This window comes from Bacillus sp. FSL K6-0069, from assembly GCF_038007785.1.
Lineage (GTDB): Bacteria > Bacillota > Bacilli > Bacillales > Bacillaceae_G > Bacillus_A > Bacillus_A mobilis.
Window position 1 is genome coordinate 3,016,206 of the sequence record NZ_JBBOXN010000001.1, and the last position, 18,099, is coordinate 3,034,304.

General features: G+C 35.3%; 16 protein-coding genes. 6 read left to right on the forward strand and 10 right to left on the reverse strand.

What is annotated here, in order from left to right:
• Window positions 1-286: 286 nt before the first annotated feature.
• Window positions 287-3,484: a bifunctional P-450/NADPH--P450 reductase gene (gene cypD / locus MHB74_RS15455; protein ID WP_061677744.1), complete on the reverse strand. Its 3,198-nt coding sequence runs from the start codon at window positions 3,482-3,484 to the stop codon at window positions 287-289.
• Between the two features lie 495 nt (window positions 3,485-3,979).
• Window positions 3,980-5,458, reverse strand: a complete 1,479-nt coding sequence (locus tag MHB74_RS15460; RefSeq protein WP_061677746.1) for an MDR family MFS transporter — start codon at window positions 5,456-5,458, stop codon at window positions 3,980-3,982.
• Window positions 5,459-5,950: 492 nt separating this feature from the next.
• On the opposite strand from MHB74_RS15460, the gene MHB74_RS15465 reads away from it, so the two are divergent.
• Window positions 5,951-6,532 carry a hypothetical protein gene (locus MHB74_RS15465; RefSeq protein WP_061677747.1) on the forward strand — a complete coding sequence of 194 codons (582 nt, stop codon included), beginning with the start codon at window positions 5,951-5,953 and terminating at the stop codon, window positions 6,530-6,532.
• A gap of 222 nt (window positions 6,533-6,754) precedes the next feature.
• Here MHB74_RS15465 and MHB74_RS15470 read toward each other — a convergent pair whose 3' ends face one another.
• Window positions 6,755-7,141: a DUF1259 domain-containing protein gene (locus tag MHB74_RS15470; RefSeq protein ID WP_061677788.1), complete on the reverse strand. Its 387-nt coding sequence runs from the start codon at window positions 7,139-7,141 to the stop codon at window positions 6,755-6,757.
• Between the two features lie 300 nt (window positions 7,142-7,441).
• Window positions 7,442-7,603: a hypothetical protein gene (locus MHB74_RS15475; RefSeq protein ID WP_242251200.1), complete on the reverse strand. Its 162-nt coding sequence runs from the start codon at window positions 7,601-7,603 to the stop codon at window positions 7,442-7,444.
• A gap of 373 nt (window positions 7,604-7,976) precedes the next feature.
• On the opposite strand from MHB74_RS15475, the gene MHB74_RS15480 reads away from it, so the two are divergent.
• Window positions 7,977-8,354, forward strand: coding sequence for a hypothetical protein (locus MHB74_RS15480; RefSeq protein WP_061677748.1), 378 nt, complete (start codon window positions 7,977-7,979; stop codon window positions 8,352-8,354).
• 284 nt (window positions 8,355-8,638) lie between these two features.
• On the opposite strand, the gene MHB74_RS15485 is transcribed toward MHB74_RS15480, so the two are convergent.
• A complete protein-coding gene (locus MHB74_RS15485; RefSeq protein WP_061677750.1) occupies window positions 8,639-9,298 on the reverse strand; it encodes a serine/threonine protein kinase in 660 nt (219 codons plus the stop codon).
• Window positions 9,299-9,622: 324 nt separating this feature from the next.
• Between MHB74_RS15485 and MHB74_RS15490 the strand changes: the two genes are divergently transcribed.
• The 3 genes from MHB74_RS15490 (at window position 9,623) to MHB74_RS15500 (ending at window position 11,505) form a co-directional block, all read left to right on the forward strand.
• A complete protein-coding gene (locus MHB74_RS15490) occupies window positions 9,623-9,853 on the forward strand; it encodes a helix-turn-helix transcriptional regulator (protein WP_061677751.1) in 231 nt (76 codons plus the stop codon).
• A 2-nt stretch (window positions 9,854-9,855) separates the two neighbouring features.
• A complete protein-coding gene (locus MHB74_RS15495; protein WP_061677752.1) occupies window positions 9,856-10,158 on the forward strand; it encodes a hypothetical protein in 303 nt (100 codons plus the stop codon).
• 141 nt (window positions 10,159-10,299) lie between these two features.
• Complete coding sequence (locus MHB74_RS15500) at window positions 10,300-11,505, forward strand: serine hydrolase (protein WP_270400996.1); 1,206 nt, start codon at window positions 10,300-10,302, stop codon at window positions 11,503-11,505.
• A 173-nt stretch (window positions 11,506-11,678) separates the two neighbouring features.
• Here MHB74_RS15500 and MHB74_RS15505 read toward each other — a convergent pair whose 3' ends face one another.
• From MHB74_RS15505 to MHB74_RS15515, 3 genes are all read right to left on the reverse strand, one after another.
• Window positions 11,679-11,894 (reverse strand): hypothetical protein, encoded by a 216-nt coding sequence (locus MHB74_RS15505; protein ID WP_061677754.1) that lies wholly within the window; start codon window positions 11,892-11,894, stop codon window positions 11,679-11,681.
• Between the two features lie 343 nt (window positions 11,895-12,237).
• On the reverse strand, window positions 12,238-13,683 hold the full coding sequence (locus MHB74_RS15510; protein ID WP_061677755.1) for a L,D-transpeptidase family protein: 1,446 nt from the start codon (window positions 13,681-13,683) through the stop codon (window positions 12,238-12,240).
• A 944-nt stretch (window positions 13,684-14,627) separates the two neighbouring features.
• Window positions 14,628-15,050, reverse strand: a complete 423-nt coding sequence (locus MHB74_RS15515; RefSeq protein WP_061677756.1) for a hypothetical protein — start codon at window positions 15,048-15,050, stop codon at window positions 14,628-14,630.
• Between the two features lie 102 nt (window positions 15,051-15,152).
• Here MHB74_RS15515 and MHB74_RS15520 point away from each other — a divergent pair, with 102 nt between their 5' ends.
• The gene (locus tag MHB74_RS15520; protein ID WP_061677757.1) at window positions 15,153-15,443 is read left to right on the forward strand and encodes a hypothetical protein; all 291 of its coding nucleotides are present in this window, start codon (window positions 15,153-15,155) and stop codon (window positions 15,441-15,443) included.
• 170 nt (window positions 15,444-15,613) lie between these two features.
• Here MHB74_RS15520 and MHB74_RS15525 read toward each other — a convergent pair whose 3' ends face one another.
• Together MHB74_RS15525 and MHB74_RS15530 are read right to left on the reverse strand one after the other, a co-directional pair.
• The gene (locus tag MHB74_RS15525) at window positions 15,614-16,609 is read right to left on the reverse strand and encodes a D-cysteine desulfhydrase (protein ID WP_061677758.1); all 996 of its coding nucleotides are present in this window, start codon (window positions 16,607-16,609) and stop codon (window positions 15,614-15,616) included.
• 252 nt (window positions 16,610-16,861) lie between these two features.
• On the reverse strand, window positions 16,862-18,094 hold the full coding sequence (locus MHB74_RS15530) for a DUF4073 domain-containing protein (protein ID WP_061677759.1): 1,233 nt from the start codon (window positions 18,092-18,094) through the stop codon (window positions 16,862-16,864).
• Window positions 18,095-18,099: the final 5 nt, after the last annotated feature.

The window sequence follows — 18,099 nt, forward strand, 5'->3', positions numbered from 1 at the left end:
GAATGAGTAACAACAATTACGCATTTTGTTGAGTTTAAATTAAAGTCTACTTCTCCCTGATGTTTCCCCTTTTTATTAAGTATTTCAAATCTAACATGTTGTGTATATAATGCATAAAGATTATTGGATTTTGAATCAACATATACGCCCCTTTTATTTAAAAATAAGAAAACCCCATATTCAATAAAAAATACAGGGTTTTTATAAATCAGTTTGTTTTGTTTAAAGTTATACTTAGTCGAGAGAAGTTCGTGAATGAAATATTACTTATCTAACTAAGAAGAATTTAGATTCCAGCCCAAACATCTTTTCCATATCGTCCTTCATCTTGCACACGTTCCAACCAATCCCTTGCTTCTTGTTCACTGACTTCATGAATTTCTTGATATGCTTGACAAAGGGTGTCTTCTACGTCAGGAGCCATTTTACTTCCATCACCACATATATAAAGATGAGCCCCATTATCTAATAACGAAATTAAATTGATTCTATCTTGTTTTATTAAATGCTGTACATATGTTTTAGGATATCCTTCTAGGCGAGAAAAAGCTGTGTGTAAAGAGATTAATCCATCTCTTTCATCATTTTCTAGTTCTGTACGATAGAGATAATCTTTTTCAGGATGACGACAACCAAAATATAGATGTGCTTCTCCTAAGTTCATACCTTTTTGCTTTTGAACACGACGCGCTTGCAAGAATCCACGGAATGGTGCAATTCCAGTACCTGGTCCAACCATGATAATTGGTGTTTCTGGATTTTCAGGTAATTGAAAGTTTGATTGTGGCGTTCGAATGAAACAAATAATCTCATCTTTATTATGGCGCTGAGCTAAATAATTAGAAGCGACTCCTTCATATGTCCCTACCCCACTCCATGCAGGTGCATGAACAACACCAACCGTAATGCTCAGACAATCCTGCGCAACGAGTGGAGAGCTTGAAATAGAATAGTAACGCGGTTTGAGCGCAGGAAGAAGTTCTAAAAAACGTTCAAATCGGATTTCACAAGCCTCATACTTTTCAAGAAGATCCAACATTGACATACGTTTCTTTAATATTTGTTCATGATAAACTCCCTCTTCCAATAATGATTCCAATTCCTTTTTATGAGGAGGGCATGCTGTGAATGTCACCATTTCTCGTATTTGTGCTCGAGTGGCTGCTTCTTGCACTTCTACACTATAACTAAGAAGGTCATATAAACGAACAGGACTGTCTAAAGGTATGTGATTTACACTGCGCCCACTTGCGCTCAATATGACTTGATCCTTTCCGTTTAATCCAAAGCGTTTTAAAATTCGGTTGACATTTTTCTCACTATTAATTGGCAGCACCCCAAGGTGGTCTCCTTCTTTATACGTAGCGCCTTCTGGCAAGGATATCTCAATATGTCGCGTGCTTCTTTCGCTGCTAGATGATTGAAGCTCACGATTTTCTAGTATAGATGCATAAACCGCTTCATATGTTCGCGCAAGAGGAGATCCTCCAAGACGACTAACAAATTGTAAACTTAATGTACTGCGTTCTTTCTCCATGTTTTTGTTAAGTTCCAACCCAAATGCCTTCATCGCATCAGACCACATACTTTGTTTCCATTGCTCGAGCTGTTCCTCGAAATCACCACTTGCATCCGCTTCTCCACGTGTAGAAAATCTTGTTGCTCCTTTTTGAGCCATTTGCTCATCAATGTATCTTGGAATTCGTTGATAGGTACTCGCCCAATTATGATCTCCACAACCAAAAACTGCGTATTGAACACCTTTTAGCTCATCTGGTTTTAATTGCTCCAACCACTGCACAAACCGTCCTGCATTACTTGGCGGCTTTCCATTATAAGAAGAAGTTACAATAAGAACCGCTCCTTCTTTCGGTAGACTTCCAATTCGATCGTTAAGAGCTACCACTTCCGTTTGAACACCTTCTAAACTAGCTGTATCTGCTAGTTCTCTTGCAATACCTTCTGCTACCCCTGTATCCGAGCCATACAGAACAAGCAGCGAAAGATTATCGGCTCCAATAATAGAAGAAGTCTTCTGAACTTGCTGCTTGGTTTCATGGTTTTTCAGTTTCTCCTCTATAGGCGCAAGAACAGTAGTATGGCTAATAGTCTGATTTCGGGGTAGAATCCTAATTTTAAAATCACCAGGCTTTAACGTTAATGTTTGTTTTACGTCCAGCTGATAGTCTTGATAATCAATGAATTCAAAATGTTGAAGAAGCATGCCCATTACAAGTGTGGCTTCATGAAGTGCAAACTGCATACCGATACATGCCCGTTGACCATTTCCAAATGGCTTATAAGCATGATGAGGAACCTTATCCAGATCTTCAAATCGTTCAGGTTGGAATTCTTCCACGTTTTCTCCCCACGCGTCTTTATCCCTATGTAACTGTGGAATAAGAACAGAAATACGATTTTCTCCTTTCTTAATTGGATATTTCCCACCAATCACTGTATCTTCTTTTGCATAGAGACTGAATGCTGGAGCAGTAGGCCATAGACGTAGCGATTCATTTAAAATCATCCGGATATACTTAAGTTTCATAACTTGTTGGTATGTTGGAGTAGGATCTGTCAAAACCCTATCTACTTCTTCATAGGCTTTTTTCAATTTATCTGGATTCTTTAATAAAAAATAGATTGCAAAAGATAATAATCCACTTGTTGTTTCATGCCCAGCTATTAAAAAAGTGATAATTTGGAAACGAATATTTTCATCATCTAATTTTTCACCAGTTTCCGGATCCTGCACATTTAACATACGGGAAAGTAAATCATTCTCTTCCTGATTTCCACTATTTTTACGTTCAGCAATAATATTATCTACTAAAGAAAACATAGATTGAATATCATGCTGAAATTGACGTTTCGTTCTCCACATGAGTTTGTCTTCTATATCCAGCCGCTGTAATTGGTGCATCGCCTCATCTAGAGCACGGCTCATGCTAGTAATAAAAGGATGAGGGGTCTCACGATAAAAGCTATTAAATCGATAGTTAAAACCACATAGACCAATTGTATCCAATGTAAGGCGAGTCATATCCTCCGGTACATCTACGCTTTCATTCGGATTAAGCCGTGCCCATTTTTGAACGAGTTGTACGGCAAGATCGACCATCATAGCATGATAATCTTTCATTGCCCGTTGGCTGAATGTAGGCATCAAAATATTATGAGCTTTTTTCCAGTTAGGCTCATGAGTCTCACTTGTAAATAATCCGTCTCCAGCAAAGGCGCGAACTTTTGCTAAAGCACCCTCTATACTTTTATCAAATCGTGTTTCGTCACAGACTTCTGCTACCAGTTCATGTCCAGAAACGACAATGATGGTATCACTTAAAGTTTGAATTTGAAAAATGGGACCATACTCTTCCGCTATCTTGATAAAGGATAGGGTCGGTTTATCTTTATCGATTAACGGGAGATTCCCCAGCAATCCATATGTTTTCGGTTGAGGAATGGCAGATACTTTTTTATCCATTAAGAACACCCTTTCAAAAAAACATGAAATAAAATATCCCATTCAATAAACAATGAATCGCCTGGGATAAAGATATGTAATTGATTACCTTATTTTATCTTTTCCCTAACTATTCACGATTATGATATTGCTTATAAGGTTGGTAATCTAAGTTGTTTGTTGCTATTACATGTATAACTTACAGAAAAAATACTAAATGAAAATGAAGTATATTATTATAATGTTTATAAGAAATTGAGAGCTAAAGATTGTAGTATTAGGAAAACCAGTAGCTTCTCATATCAATTCAAACAAATACGATAAATAAGTATACTGTGTTGCTAATGAAAAAGGATCTGATATGAATATCAGATCCTTTTTACTATATATAATTATTTCGCTGATTCTTTTCCAGATTTAAATACCAGCGCCTTAGCAGCAGAAATTTGCATTTCTTCATAGTCTAACTAAGCAGTAAAAACTTATATGAATCATGACCTAAAGTTTTATTTTGCTCTACCGATTTAACCTCTCGACAGCTTCCGCACTTGTATCTACACGTTTAACAAAAAAAACTAATAGTAGTGCAACAACATTCATGCCAAGCGCTACATAGAATGAATATTGAATTCCGGATAATAAAGCCTTCTGAGTTAACATTGCCTTCGTAGCTTCGGTGAAGGTTGTTGGATCTACATCCGCCATTAGACTTTCAGCTTTTGTTTTTGTTACAGAATTCATAATCGTAACAAGAATAGCAGTACCAATCGAACCGGACACTTGTTGAGCTGTATTATTAACAGCTGTACCATGCGGATTTAAACGAGTTGGTAATTGATTAAGTCCGTTTGTCATAAGTGGCATCATCACCATAGCCATCCCAAACATCCGCAGTGTGTAAATAAGAATAATATGTGTGTGACTAGAGTCGAGTTGCAGGTTGGCCAGCATATAAGTTGAAACAGCTGTAATAGAAAGTCCTACTATACCAAGAATACGCGGGCCATATTTATCAAATAGTTTACCTGTAATTGGTGACATAATCCCCATTATTACCGCACCTGGAAGCATCATCAGCCCAGAGCTCAGCGGCGAAATACCGCGGACGTTTTGTACATAAGCTGGTGTTAAAATCATACCCGAAAACATGGCCACTGCGTTAACAATCGCAATTACAGACGCAAGTGCAAACATTGGGTACTTGTAAACACGTAAATCCAATAACGGTTCATTCATTTTTAATTGGCGGACAATGAAAGCAATTAGGGCAATAGCGCCTATGGTTAAGGTTGTTAAAACAACTTTATTCGTCCAACCGTCGGAGCTTGCAGAACTGAATCCATATAACAAACCGCCAAAACCGATAGAAGATAATAGTAATGAGAGATAATCAAGTTTTGCATTTTTGTTTTGTTTCATGACATTCTCCGATTTCCAAATCCCTAACAGTAAGCTAATGATCGCTAACGGTAAAATCATTTCAAAAAGCAAACGCCAGTCATAATACTCTACAATATAACCCGATAGTGTCGGTCCAATTGCTGGAGCGGTAATCATAACTAGCCCAAAAATCCCCATTGCTGTTCCCCTTTTTTCTCTTGGAAAGCTTACTAGCATAATATTCATTAACAAAGGCCCCATGACTGAAGAACCTGCTGCTTGAACCATCCGGCCAGTAAGTAATAAACTAAAGTTCGGTGCTAAAGCTGCTAAGGCCGTACCAAAAATAAAAATCACCATAGATGTAATAAATAAGCTCCTATTGGAGAATCGGGTTATTAAAAATGCTGATGCCGGAATTAATATACCACTTACAAGCATATACCCTGTTGAAAGCCACTGGATCGTCGAATAATCTTTAATGTCTAAATCCTTCATTATTGATGGTAAGGCTACATTTAAAAGCGAGTTATTTAGAAATGAAACAAATGCCCCAATAAAAAGGATTACAAGCATTAAATATGGTGGTTTTCTTTTATGTAATGTTTCACTCATATATTCATTTGCCCCTTCATTATAAATTCCATTGATCAGTTTAAATCGTTTGTATATCTGCATAAGGATACATTGTCCTTGCAGTATTTTGCCAAACTCTTCGAATGGATATTCTCTTTTTAGTAATTCTACTTGCTCAACATAACATTTTAATTTTTTTTGTTGATTAAACCTTGATAAACACGTTTGTTATCCAAAATTAAATTATGCTGAAATAAACAAAAGGAGCAACTGAAAATCCCCTTCTAAAATAAAGTGACACTTTAATCAGTCGGACTTTTACAAGCATCCTCCCCATCTAACTTCTTTGCTTTCGCTGAATTTTGAGGTAGAAGTGTTTTGTTGTCCACAAATAGCCGGATAAATCAACAAGAACATACACCTATTCCTGTAAATACAGGCTTGTAAATCTAGTTATGTAACCATCCATAAAAAGGAATATTACATAGGCTAAGTCTAACATTACATTTTTAAAGTGAGGGGAATACGCTTATGTACCAATATTGGTATTTGAATTCAAATGGAAACGGGGAGCAATATAATAACCAAATTGCAATGTCATCATTATATTTACAGCAACAAATAGCGAAAACTGAGGGAATGAATGATTTGAAAGTTCCTGAAAATTGGAGTTGTCGAGTCTATCCATTTGGTTGGGAATCACCAGCCAATTATACGGGTTTCAATCCCGTGCCCCCTCCCTTCCCTTTAGGTCAGCCAATCCATTATGCAGGGATGATACCCCAAGGACATGCTGCTAATTGGGCTCCATTACAAGGCCATGCAGGTTTTAATTTTCAAAAACCTGCATGGCCCCAACCATTCAATCATACAGGGATGTTCGCACAAGGTCATATCGCCGCTTTATTATCACCGCCAGTCAAGCCTTTTCATTTTAATACCAATAATAACTGGGGTATTTTTGGAAACCATCCAGGCTGGGGCGGACAGGTAAGTCCCATGGGATGGGGGAATAACGGAATGCTTGGAAACTTACTGACAGCAGGAAAAGGTACCATGAATGGAATCGGAATGCTTAGTAGTCTAATCGGTATGGGAAAGTTCTTCTTTTAGTTAATTAGAACAGGAGGATAGATCCATAGCCAAGACTTAAAAACCATTTCCTTTTAATCTCCTCAAACATACTTCCTCCAAGTTCGGTTCCTCGTTTTCCAAATTATAAAAACATCAAGAAAAGACATTCCAATTATGGAACGTCTTCTTTCACTTTATAAAACGAGTCAACAATCTGAAATATTCTAACCAACATACTCACTCATTTAACTAAAAAATCGGTTAGTTGCATAAAGCTCTTCTAACTTTCCTTGCGAAGCTTAGCGGATCATCAACGTCTTCGATATTAACGTAAATTAAATTCGGCTCATCACATAACCACTCATTGTGTATAGACGAAACGATTATTCCTTGTTTAATAATTGTAGCAACAAACCCATTGACTTCTCTTTGCAATAGCGCTATCCGGCCTAAACATAATGCTCGTCCTGTTTTATTATCTCGTGATTCGAATGAAAAGGAAGTTGTTACTCTAAAACGTTTTCCTAAGATAGTTGCTTGTATTTCATCCCGATTTATTGTAGCCACGCATTTTCCACCGGCGAACCCTTCTTGGCCACCGATAATCCTTGCAAACTGTTGACAAATTAATTCATCATTACACGCCATACCTTTAATCATCCCCCCTTTTACTGTTAGGTTATGAATGAATACTTAGGTCTGAAACGGTAATGAATCTATTCTATTACAAAAAATATTATCGAAATCTAACGAAGTCTATTATATGGTAAGGCATTTTTAGAGAGCACAAAAAAAAACACCCTAAGGTGCCATCCTCCGACTTGAGAATCATATCTATGTATGGAGAAATTTAGAAATGACAAATACTAAAGATAAGGTTCTAACTATAATTTATAGAGCTCTTATGCCATTAATTACATTATTCACCATAAGAGGACTCCCATTATATTACTTTCTGATCAGTCTCGTTAAAGCCATCCCAATAAATCCAGCCCCCATCCCTACTAGCCATCCAGCATGAGTATCGCCTAATATAGATCCCACTCCTCCGCCAAGAAACATGCAACCAACGAATACTAATCCTCCAATTCCCCAATTCGGCTTTTCCATAATTCAATCACATCCTTTCAATAAAACATATGCTTTTAGCTATCTAAACTTTCTTGCATAGGATAGTTAATTATTTTGCTTATGTTTAGCACTTCAGGGAATTCAAAAGATGCAAAGATTGAGCCATTTGAATGAATTACAGAAGGAGAATTTCATTTTTTCATATTATAATAACTTAAGAGTTGTGGAACAAATTCTTCTTTAATTAACCAGTTAATAGCAGTATGGATATTTGTCACTATTGAGGACTTATCCCATCGTTATCAAGCTAAGAAATGCACCTACCCCCAAAAAAGAAAATTATATGCATCATTGACTACTGTTAATAGGACGTTATGTCATACAATGGAGTTACTATTAGAAAACTGTGAGGATGATTACGTTGATAAAATTTGGAATTAGTTATGCTGCAAGTCTGTTTGCTTTTATTTTTGGATGGTTCTTGATTTCATATATTTCTCATCCTAGCTTTATTCACCCGAACGTTGTATTAGGATTTATTAAAACGATCGTCACTTATGGTAGTATACCGGCTCTTGTAGCTTGTCTAATTGGAGAAGTGCTATACAGGAAAATCCAGCGATGTAGAGAATTTCAATTTGGAATTCCTATATTTATAGGACAAGCAGTTATCTATACACTTATACCATTTCTTTTTCTTTTTCCATTTAATGTTTCCCATTTCTTTGATTTCGTTGTACCTGTAATTATGGGGTCCTTAGCTTTTTATTTCGTACGTCGAAAAATATAATTAACTTCAAGATTGTGGTAGAAAGAAGCCGGAGCGAATAAAACCACACTGTATAACCATACAGTGCTCAAAAAACGCATCAATTCTTGCGGAATAAACAAGAAAAAGAATAAAGAGCTTGAAGAAAAAATAAGTGATTGCGTGAAAAAGAAAATGTAAAGCTTACTGATTACTTCATGAGGCTATAAAATTAGGACCGTACATAATAGACATATCTAAAATGTACGGTCCTTTTGTTTACTAGTGGTTCACTTATCTAACCTAAAGATAAGTATGTGGTCCTTTTACCATTTGAATTTCTTTTTAAACTTCTTATATTTTCTATACGAACGTCTAACAATGTTTAACATCCAATATGGTATTTTAATAGGAAAAGGAAATTTATAAATGAAAGGCAAATAAAATATAAAATATGCCTTTTCTAGGTCTCTCCACTTACTATCTTCTTTTGTTTTTAAGAAATCAGATACATCGACTACATATCCTCTTCCGTTTTCCATCATCACATTTTTCCCGTGAACATCACAAGGGGTTAATCCTTGTTCCCTTGCATACTCTAAAGCTTCATTGATATCAAGGATTACCTGCTTAGGAATTTTAATCCCCTTATGAATAGCATCGTATAAAGTAATTTCTTTTAAACGTTTCAATACTATGAAATTTTCTCCTTTATATATAAGCTTCGAATAAGAAGGATGGTCTCCGATTCTTCGGTATACTTCCGACTCTTTTTCAATTCCTTCTCCTTCTCGTGCGTAAACTTTCACTACCCAATCTTTGTACTCTTTGTGCATAAATACTGCAGCATAATTACCTATCCCTAAACACTTCCAAAGTCTAGGAATATCTTTAACTACTACAGGCTCGAATTCATCCTCACTTCTTATGCTTACCTCTTTTAATAAGTCTTCTTTTATCAATCCCACAAAACTGTTTATACTCATCATTTCCACTCCGGTTTTGCTAAAAGGGGGGCCACCCACATTTTAACGAAAATATACACTAAATGAATTTTAGCATAAAACGAGTCATCTTTTTTCACCTCCATTGATTTTTCATTTCTAAATGTCCACATAGGAAAAAGCAGTTTTCTATGTACTTTACTTTTTTAATACTAAAATTCCATCCTAGTTTAGTTCTTTTATAGATTCTATACATACTTTTAATACCCACACTAATACAAGTAATATATTTCATCCTAAATGTAAAAAAAACTTTACTTTAGGTCAAAAATATATTACCTTTCTAAATATAAGAGGTGAGCTGAGATGCCGTTAAGTAACGAAAGAAAGATTCGTAATAGGATTGTTGTATTAAGAGCTGAACGGGGATTATCACAAAGAGAGATTGCTGATAAGCTCGGTGTAAGCCGCCAAACAATTATTTCACTTGAAAAAAACAGATATAATCCATCTTTAAAATTAGCTTATGACATAGCACTCATGTTCAATGTGGATTTACATGAAGTTTTTCAATATGAAATAGAGGAGGAGAAATAAATATGGAAATTTTTCTAGCTATTCTACGTATTAGTTATGTAATTATTTTCTTTATTGCAGTCTTTATTTCACTGAAATTCGAAATGGGCGAAGAGAATAAGGATGAGCGCGGGAAGAGCATTTCAAATAAATCCTATGGTATTGTATTTCCTTTAATGCCTTTAGGATGGTTTTTGATCGAATTGTATGACCAATTCATTAGTCACCTGGATTATGCTACATATAAATTAGTTATTTGGTTTTTAATCTCAGGTTTAATGATCCTTCATACAACCATCATAACGGTACTAAGAAGAAAATATTAAGTCACTTCTATATATCGTAAGAAAGGGGTCGGCAGTATGAATATTTGGGCTTGGATTGGGATATTAGGAATTTTAATTACCGCACCTTTGCCTTTACTAAAAAAAGAGAACAGGACAAAAGAGAAAATTAGAAAAGTTATTGTGACATTAGTTATTGTGCTAACAATTATCATTGCGGTTTTATTTTTCAATGTAAATTATTTACTTGCAGTTGTGGTCGGTTTTATTGCAATGATTGTATTCGATAAAAAAACATATACAAAGAAGAGATTACTAGTTTATGGTTCGATTATTCTTATGTTAGGAATTGCAGCCTACTCTGTATTCCGAGACAATCCTGATTACGTTTTGAACCATTTGAAAGACAATCCGCAAACAACATCTTTTTACTTGGCGGAAAATGGTGTTGAATTAATTACTTATCAATCAGATGTCGTTCGACCATTAGCAAGCACCGTGAAGATGCTAATAGCTGTAGAATATGCGATGCAGGTTGATGCAGGCTTGTTAGATAAAGATAGCACTGTGTCACTTGATGAGTTAACCCGTTATTATTTAAAAGGTACGGATGGTAATGCACATGAAGAGTGGCTGAAATCGATAGCTAGTGAAAAAAGGCTTAAAAATAATGCAGTAAGCCTACATGACGTTGCAAAAGGAATGATAAGCTATAGCTCTAATGCCAATACAGATTATCTTATTGATGTGCTTGGCGTAGCAGCTATCAATGAACGGGCAAAATCTCTTGGACTTACGCAACATGAGGAAGTCTATCCGATTGTAAGTGCCCTCTTAATTTCAGAGCACTTGAAAAGTGGATCAACGGAGAACAAACAATTAGTAAAAAAGCTTGAAGCGATGCCGATTGAGAAATACCGGAACTTAGCGAAAGATTTAAGTGAGCAAATGAAAAAAGGAACGATCAAAAGTGAAGACTATTCATTTGATTTGTCCTTAGATTTACAAAAAGTATGGTCCGATCGTCTAATTGGTGCATCAGCCAATGATTATGGGAAGTTATTAGCTGTTATATCAAATGATCAACTTCCAGTGAAAGCTGCTGAAACAGCAAGGGATTTACTTGAGTGGCCAATGCAGATGAACGAAGGCAACCATGAGCGTTTTGTTCATCTTGGTGCAAAAGGTGGATCAACTGCATTTATAGCAAACGACGCATTATACTCAGAAAATCATAATAGCGATAAGATTGAAATGGTTATCTTAACAGATAAACTGAACTTATGGCAGGGAATGCTCATTCGAAACAATTTGAATTCGTTCGAATCAAAATTACTTGGTAATAAAGACTATCGTCTGAAAGTCCAGAAAGAACTCTCCGAATTGTAATTCATTAAGAAAAGCGATTATTGATTTGAATAACTACCCTTTTTCATTTTATTTCTTCTAGATCATAAAACTTTACTTTCAAATGAAAAACACCTCCATTGAGTTTACATACTTAGTATGCGAATTCAATGGAGGTGTCTTTTTATATACCACTATTCGGATTCATTTCATTATTATATATTTAGCTCTTTTTGCTTTTTGTTTTGTCTATGTCTATGCAGCAATTTTCGACTTATGAGAGAAATCAGTAATAAAATCAGTATTAGTACGAAAATCTGCATAAATGACAAATCAAAATATTTAGCACCTGTAACGATTAAAAGTGTAGAAATTGTACCTTTTACAATGAAAAAAATAATAATCCATAATCCGCCTTTTTTCCAGTTCATTTTTATATTACCCTTTCCTACTTTTAAATTCTTAAATGGGATATCTTATTAGAAATCTATTATATTAGTAAACTTTTTCATAAAAATTATATAAAATTACATGCGACGATTCCATCATAAATGAAAATGATATTCAATGTCAATTTTATTGACTTTTTGAATACCTGTTACTTCACCTCAATCCCTTTCTACTTTATTTCTTATAAGCAATGAACTCTTGTCTTCAAACAAAAAACACCTCCATTAAATTTACATACTTCGTATGCGAATTCAAGAGGTGTCTTTTCATGTACCATCAAGTAAAATGTCCTGCTTTATGTATTTCTTAATACGTAGCTATTTTCTAGTACACGATAACTGGATCATTCGTGTTCAAACTATCATATACAGTTTTTGCAACATTAGGAAGAAGGTTTACACACCCACCTGATCCCCCTGTTACATAAGCATTATTTCCCCAGTCTTTTCGCCAACCGGCATCATGGAATCCTTGACCGCTATTTGTGAATGGGACCCAGTAATCTACTTTCACTGCATAATCAGCTTTCCCTACTGCGCTGCCTCTCAGCGTGTATGGAGTTCGTTTATATAAAACGTACCACACACCTGGTGATGTATCTTCACCCGTGCTATGTTTACCCGTTACGACATTTGTTGTAACGACTAATTTTCCATTTTTATAAATCCAAATTTGTTGATCTGCAATGGAAACTTCCGCATATGTATCTCCGATGCCATTATTCGATGTTGTTTCATAGCCGATACCTTCCTTCTCCCAACCATTTCCGTGAATATTAGAAGCAGAAAGCGATTTTTCACCTTTCTCAAAGGCTTGTTGAACTTGTTTTGTTTCTTTTTCCACATCTAGTGCCCAGCCGTATCCTTGTCCTTTTACTGATATGACCGAACCAGAATGTGTTTTAAAAGCGAAGTCTTTATGTAGTGTAGATTTTTCCTTATTAATTTCAGTAATCTTATTCTTAATATCACTCGCATCGATTGTCACTTTCATATCCTTTGACATAGACGCATTTTGAATGAGATCTTTCGCTTTTAATGAGTACACTTCATTCTGCACTTTATAATCAACAGACTGCCCAAGAAGATTCTGTAATGCTTTCTCTTCTTTTTTGATAATTGGATCGTCTTCTTTAATAGGTTGTATGTATGCAGACTTTAAATGAATTTCGCTTTTATGCTTCTGCTTGTCGTAATCTTTTAGTAGATTCGTAACGTCATACTGCTTTCCATCAACGCTCTTCGAAATTACAACTTTTCCTTGTTCGAGCTTCGCCATAGCATCTTGAGGCGCTTTTAAATTTTCATTCATAGAAACAAGCTTTTCTTCTACAAGTTTTTTCATCGTTTCACTACGATACTGATCCGCTTCTTTCGGTAACAATGAATAATCTTTTTCCTTTGTAGAAGGGAAAAATGTCCACTGGCTTTTTAATAGTTTCTTAACTTGTGGCAAGTCTTTTTCCGTTAGCTCCGTTTTTGTATCTTGTTCATCTAAAATTTGTTGTTGATCAATATAGACTTTGTTTGCTAGTCCAGATGTTTTTAATTCCTGCATTGCCTGATCAGCGCTCAAACCACCGACTTTTGTATCATTAATCGTAACATTTGAATTGAAGTGAGTTGCCTGGTAATAACTCAATCCCCCAATAAGAATTGCAACTACACCGCCACCCGCTGCGATAAGTTTCCAATTTGTAAAACGCTTTTTTGTTCTTACCCGTTTTTTCTCAACTTCTTCAACAGATTCATTTACTGAATTATTGTTCATCAATCTTTCCCCCGTATACATAAACGTCAATTGATTTTAAACCAAAACCATTGAATAGTGTACCTTATTTTCCCTAAAATTTCATTGTTTTTAACCAGAATTTATCTCATTTAATCGATTAAAGTTAGATTTTTTAATAGTAAGATATATAAAAATGATAGATAAAGTGAAAAGGATCACAACAATCGAGCTATTACGTGCCCCTCGCATTCGCCAAATTTTGAAGAACGATACTACTTAACTTGATAAAATACTTTTCAGATCGTTCAAATCAGAGGGAAGCACCATAGGGTGTTTATTATTTATGAAAAATATCCACAAAAAAAGGACTACATGTAGACTCTTTTTTGTGACTATTTTAATGTCGCATATTATATACATTTAAATGCAAATCATGCTCCCTGCTTTCCGCCATGTTTCACAACATTTACTATCGGCCTAACTAATTGCACCTTATAATCTTTATCATCAACAATTTCAAGATTCTTTAAACTATTATATATGTTTGTACCACGCTTTATTGATACGTTTAATCTTTACAGGTGTTGAAGTTTTAGACTCATCCTTTGTTATAATCCTATTATTAGAACATCCTGCAATGGTGAGGCAGCATGTAGCCAATAAAACTAATAATATTAACTTCTTCAAATAGCCACTCCTATATAAGGGAAATATTATATTAAGAAAATTAAACATAACATCGAATCTTTGTAAAAACAATATATTTCCTAATTTTATTATTCATTGGCAGATTACCGCACACGTTAAGGTGCATGAATCTGCTTATAAGCGTAGAAACCTATGCTCATCAAGTCAATGTCCAATTTCCATTTTATCCGATTCTCAATATTTATTCCAATATCAAAAGATAACTATTTTTATTGAAAACTAAGTATCTCTCAAAATGCAAAATACGAACTGGATTCCTATAATTCTATATACGTTTATTCAGCTAACTTCTCCCCTGTAACGATTTGAAACAACGTGGTTGCATGTTTCCCTTCTAATTGAGCGTACTGATTATCCCCCTCTTTAATTCCCACTTTATCCTTATTCTTGCTTACCCAAATTTGATACAACACAGCTTTCGCCTCTATGTTCGGATTTTTAAATTGAAAAATAAAGTGATAATCAGCTGGACGAGACATTTCCACTTTTTTATTTTCAAAAGTAGTATCATGTAATATTTTCTTTACTTGCAACACTTCATTATTATCTGTCACTACCTTAAGATCTTCATATTCATTATCACCAATACGTTTTTGCACTTCGATTCTTTGATCTTCATTTTCTATTACATTTGAACAGCCGGTTATTATGAATATGCAGATACTAATAATAACTAAAGACCAATTTCTAAATTTCATATTAATCCCCTCTTTTCAATACAAAATATTTTAATTTGTAAAATAAAGGTAATTAATTTAAACTTAAAGATATAAATAATAAAGAGAAAGGAGTATCGTTCCATGCAGTTACAAACATACACTTGGAAAAGTTATACGTTTCTCATTGTAAGTATATTCGTTACTATGAATCTCTTTCTCTTCACACCTATTTTAGACCGAGTTGGAGTAGATTATGTCGTGCCTTTCGCCTACTTCATATTAGCTTCCGCTGTTATAGCAATCCTATTAGCAGTTGTCTCTTTTTGTAGCCGAGCTGAGAAGAAAATGTTAGCCATTATCGGTTTATGTTTTACGCTATGTAACACAGCGATCATTTTATTTTTCCTTTGGTTTGGTTACTATTTTACTTAAGTGAAATACAAATAAATCCCATAAGCCACAAATGAAATGAGTAAAATAGAAATGCCGAGTACCGTGTATATAATCCATTGTAAGTTTGAACTCATATACGCCCTCCTCTCACCTTCTAACAATTCCATTATATAACAAAAAAGCATTGGATACCCAATGCTTTTTTACACTTACGCGAATAAAGACGTATTCGCATATAAAGCTGGTGAGCCACCTGAATGTACGAATAAAATGTTGTCTTCTTTATTAAATGTACCTTTTTTAATTAAGTCGATTAGTCCCGCTACCGCTTTACCTGTATACACTGGATCCAGTAAAATACCTTCTGTTTTCGCAAGTAATTGAACTGCTTCCACCATTTCTGGCGTTGGTAACGCGTAACCTGGTCCTACATACTCATCAAAGCATGTCACAGCTTCGCGCGAGATAAAGTTCGGAATACCAACATGAGCTGAAGTTTCCTCTACAAGTTTTGCTACTTTCTCTTCTTGTTCTGCTTTTCCTCTACTTACGTTAATTCCGATTACAGGAATGTTACTTTGTGTTCCAGCAAAACCAGTAATTAAACCAGCGTGCATACCAGCGCTACCGCTTACGCAAACGACTGAACTGAAATCAATTCCTTGATCGAATGATTGCGCCATAATTTCTTGCGCACAAGCAACGTATCCCATTGCACCAGTAGGATTTGATCCACCAACTGGTATTACATATGGTGTACTACCTTTCTCACTTACTTCTTTCGCGACTTTATGCATCTCTTCCATAAGATCTGCTCCGTTTGGTACAACAATTACATTTTCAGCACCTAGTAAATGATATAAGAAATAGTTTCCGTTAAAGTCTCGCTTCTCTTCTGGCTCAAGCCCTTCTTCTAATACAAGAATACATTTCATTTTTTCTTTTACCGCAGCTGCAAGAGTTAGACGGCAATGGTTTGACTGAATACCACCAGCTGTAATTAATGTATCTGTACCTTTTGCCTGTGCATCTGCAACTAGAAACTCTAACTTTCTCGTCTTATTACCACCTGCTGTTAAACCAAGTAAATCATCTCGTTTAAAATAAATAGTCGGCCCGCCAAGTGCCTCAGAAAAATTGTTTAATTTTTCAATTGGTGTATATGATTCTGTATATTTTTTTCTCGGGAATTTAGCTAAATTCATTAATAACGCTCCTTTTGTACTTCTTTCACAATGTATGTAACGATACTATTATTGCATGTAAAAATGATGAAGTCACCTTTCTGGAGGAAAAATGTATTGGAATTTGGTTTTGGTGCATGAAATTGCATTAAGGATATAAAATTCATTACGGTACATGAAATTTATATCGGCGATTTTTCAAATATATCGACTTACCAACAAAAAGTGACAAAACAAAAAGAGCCCACTCATTCAAAAGTAGGCTCTTACCAATCACTTATTTGCCGAAAATCGAAGTAGCTGCGTTAATCCTGGTTCTAAATTCATTTCTCCTTTATGTCGTACGTATACAATCTTGTTCCCATCAAATTTTGGAGGATTTCCTTGATTATACGTCAGCCACTCGTTCGTTCCTTCTACAGAGTACTCCATATACTCCGTTGCACCGACGATTATATTTTTACTATCATCAGCGGTGACATTTGGTGCCATTTGTGCGACCTTCGCATCACTAATTAATAGCTTCTTTATATCCTTATCACGTTTATAGTCGTAAGCTGTTACAATTACGTCGTTACCATATGCTTTCACTTGTAGCCCTTGTTTAAATGAATAACCATCAGGAGCAGTCTTCTCTCCACCATTTGGTCCGGCTGACATCCAGCCCGTTTCAATTCCGCCTGTATTTACTACAGTAAATCCTTTTTTATCTCCGCCTGCAATTTTCTTTTTACCAGCCCAATCTGGTAAGTTTAAATCCCAATGCGTGTGACTCGTGAAGAAAACAACTTGCGGATAGTCTTTTAATATATCGTACAACTTATCGACGTTTAAATAATCTTGTAAGTACGGTGATTGCCTCGATCCAGATACTGTATCAGGTAAAACGTGATGAGAGAAAATGAAGATTGGCTTATTTTTATCTTTTTGACTGTAGTCTTCTAAATTTTGTTTTAACCAACCTAGTTGATCATCACTCATAAATACTTCATCCCACATTTTTGAATCGTGGTATTTCATATATTTTTCAGTTCCTAAAAATAAAAGCGGATAACCGTCTAATTCTTTTTTATGATATACCTTTTCTTGCCCGCTAAATTGTAAGTAGCGGTTGAATAACGTTTCTTCCGTTACACCATTTGGCCATGTACTTTGAGAGAGCTTCCCATCAGCTGTCCATTTACCAGCATAAAACTCATGATTCCCCACAGTTGACCATACATTCTCTGGATGCTTATTTTTGTTTAGCACACGCTTCACATCATCATATTGTGACTGTTGTCCAGTTGACGTTATATCCCCATTCATAATAAGTGCTCTAGAAAGTGGCATCACTTTGTTCATATCTTTTAATACGTGGTCAAAATCCCCTAAGTCCCCTTGAATATCACTAATAACATTAAAAGTTGTAGCTGATTTTCGAACTTGCTCTTTCCCTTCCGCATGTGCTGAAAACGTCGGCAATAATGCCGCCATAACTGCTAACGAAGCAACTGTCTTTTTCATACAAA

Bases quoted from the DNA above. Each gene is read 5' to 3' on its own strand.
- MHB74_RS15505 (WP_061677754.1), bottom strand. From the start codon at position 11,894: ATGAACTGGAAAAAAGGCGGATTATGGATTATTATTTTTTTCATTGTA.
- MHB74_RS15475 (WP_242251200.1), bottom strand. From the start codon at position 7,603: ATGGAAAAGCCGAATTGGGGAATTGGAGGATTAGTATTCGTTGGTTGC.
- MHB74_RS15515 (WP_061677756.1), bottom strand. From the start codon at position 15,050: ATGAAATTTAGAAATTGGTCTTTAGTTATTATTAGTATCTGCATATTC.
- MHB74_RS15530 (WP_061677759.1), bottom strand. From the start codon at position 18,094: ATGAAAAAGACAGTTGCTTCGTTAGCAGTTATGGCGGCATTATTGCCG.
- MHB74_RS15465 (WP_061677747.1), top strand. From the start codon at position 5,951: ATGTACCAATATTGGTATTTGAATTCAAATGGAAACGGGGAGCAATAT.
- MHB74_RS15480 (WP_061677748.1), top strand. From the start codon at position 7,977: ATGATTACGTTGATAAAATTTGGAATTAGTTATGCTGCAAGTCTGTTT.
- cypD (WP_061677744.1), bottom strand. From the start codon at position 3,484: ATGGATAAAAAAGTATCTGCCATTCCTCAACCGAAAACATATGGATTG.
- MHB74_RS15520 (WP_061677757.1), top strand. From the start codon at position 15,153: ATGCAGTTACAAACATACACTTGGAAAAGTTATACGTTTCTCATTGTA.
- MHB74_RS15510 (WP_061677755.1), bottom strand. From the start codon at position 13,683: ATGAACAATAATTCAGTAAATGAATCTGTTGAAGAAGTTGAGAAAAAA.
- MHB74_RS15470 (WP_061677788.1), bottom strand. From the start codon at position 7,141: ATGGCGTGTAATGATGAATTAATTTGTCAACAGTTTGCAAGGATTATC.
- MHB74_RS15485 (WP_061677750.1), bottom strand. From the start codon at position 9,298: ATGAGTATAAACAGTTTTGTGGGATTGATAAAAGAAGACTTATTAAAA.
- MHB74_RS15495 (WP_061677752.1), top strand. From the start codon at position 9,856: ATGGAAATTTTTCTAGCTATTCTACGTATTAGTTATGTAATTATTTTC.
- MHB74_RS15525 (WP_061677758.1), bottom strand. From the start codon at position 16,609: ATGAATTTAGCTAAATTCCCGAGAAAAAAATATACAGAATCATATACA.
- MHB74_RS15490 (WP_061677751.1), top strand. From the start codon at position 9,623: ATGCCGTTAAGTAACGAAAGAAAGATTCGTAATAGGATTGTTGTATTA.
- MHB74_RS15460 (WP_061677746.1), bottom strand. From the start codon at position 5,458: ATGAGTGAAACATTACATAAAAGAAAACCACCATATTTAATGCTTGTA.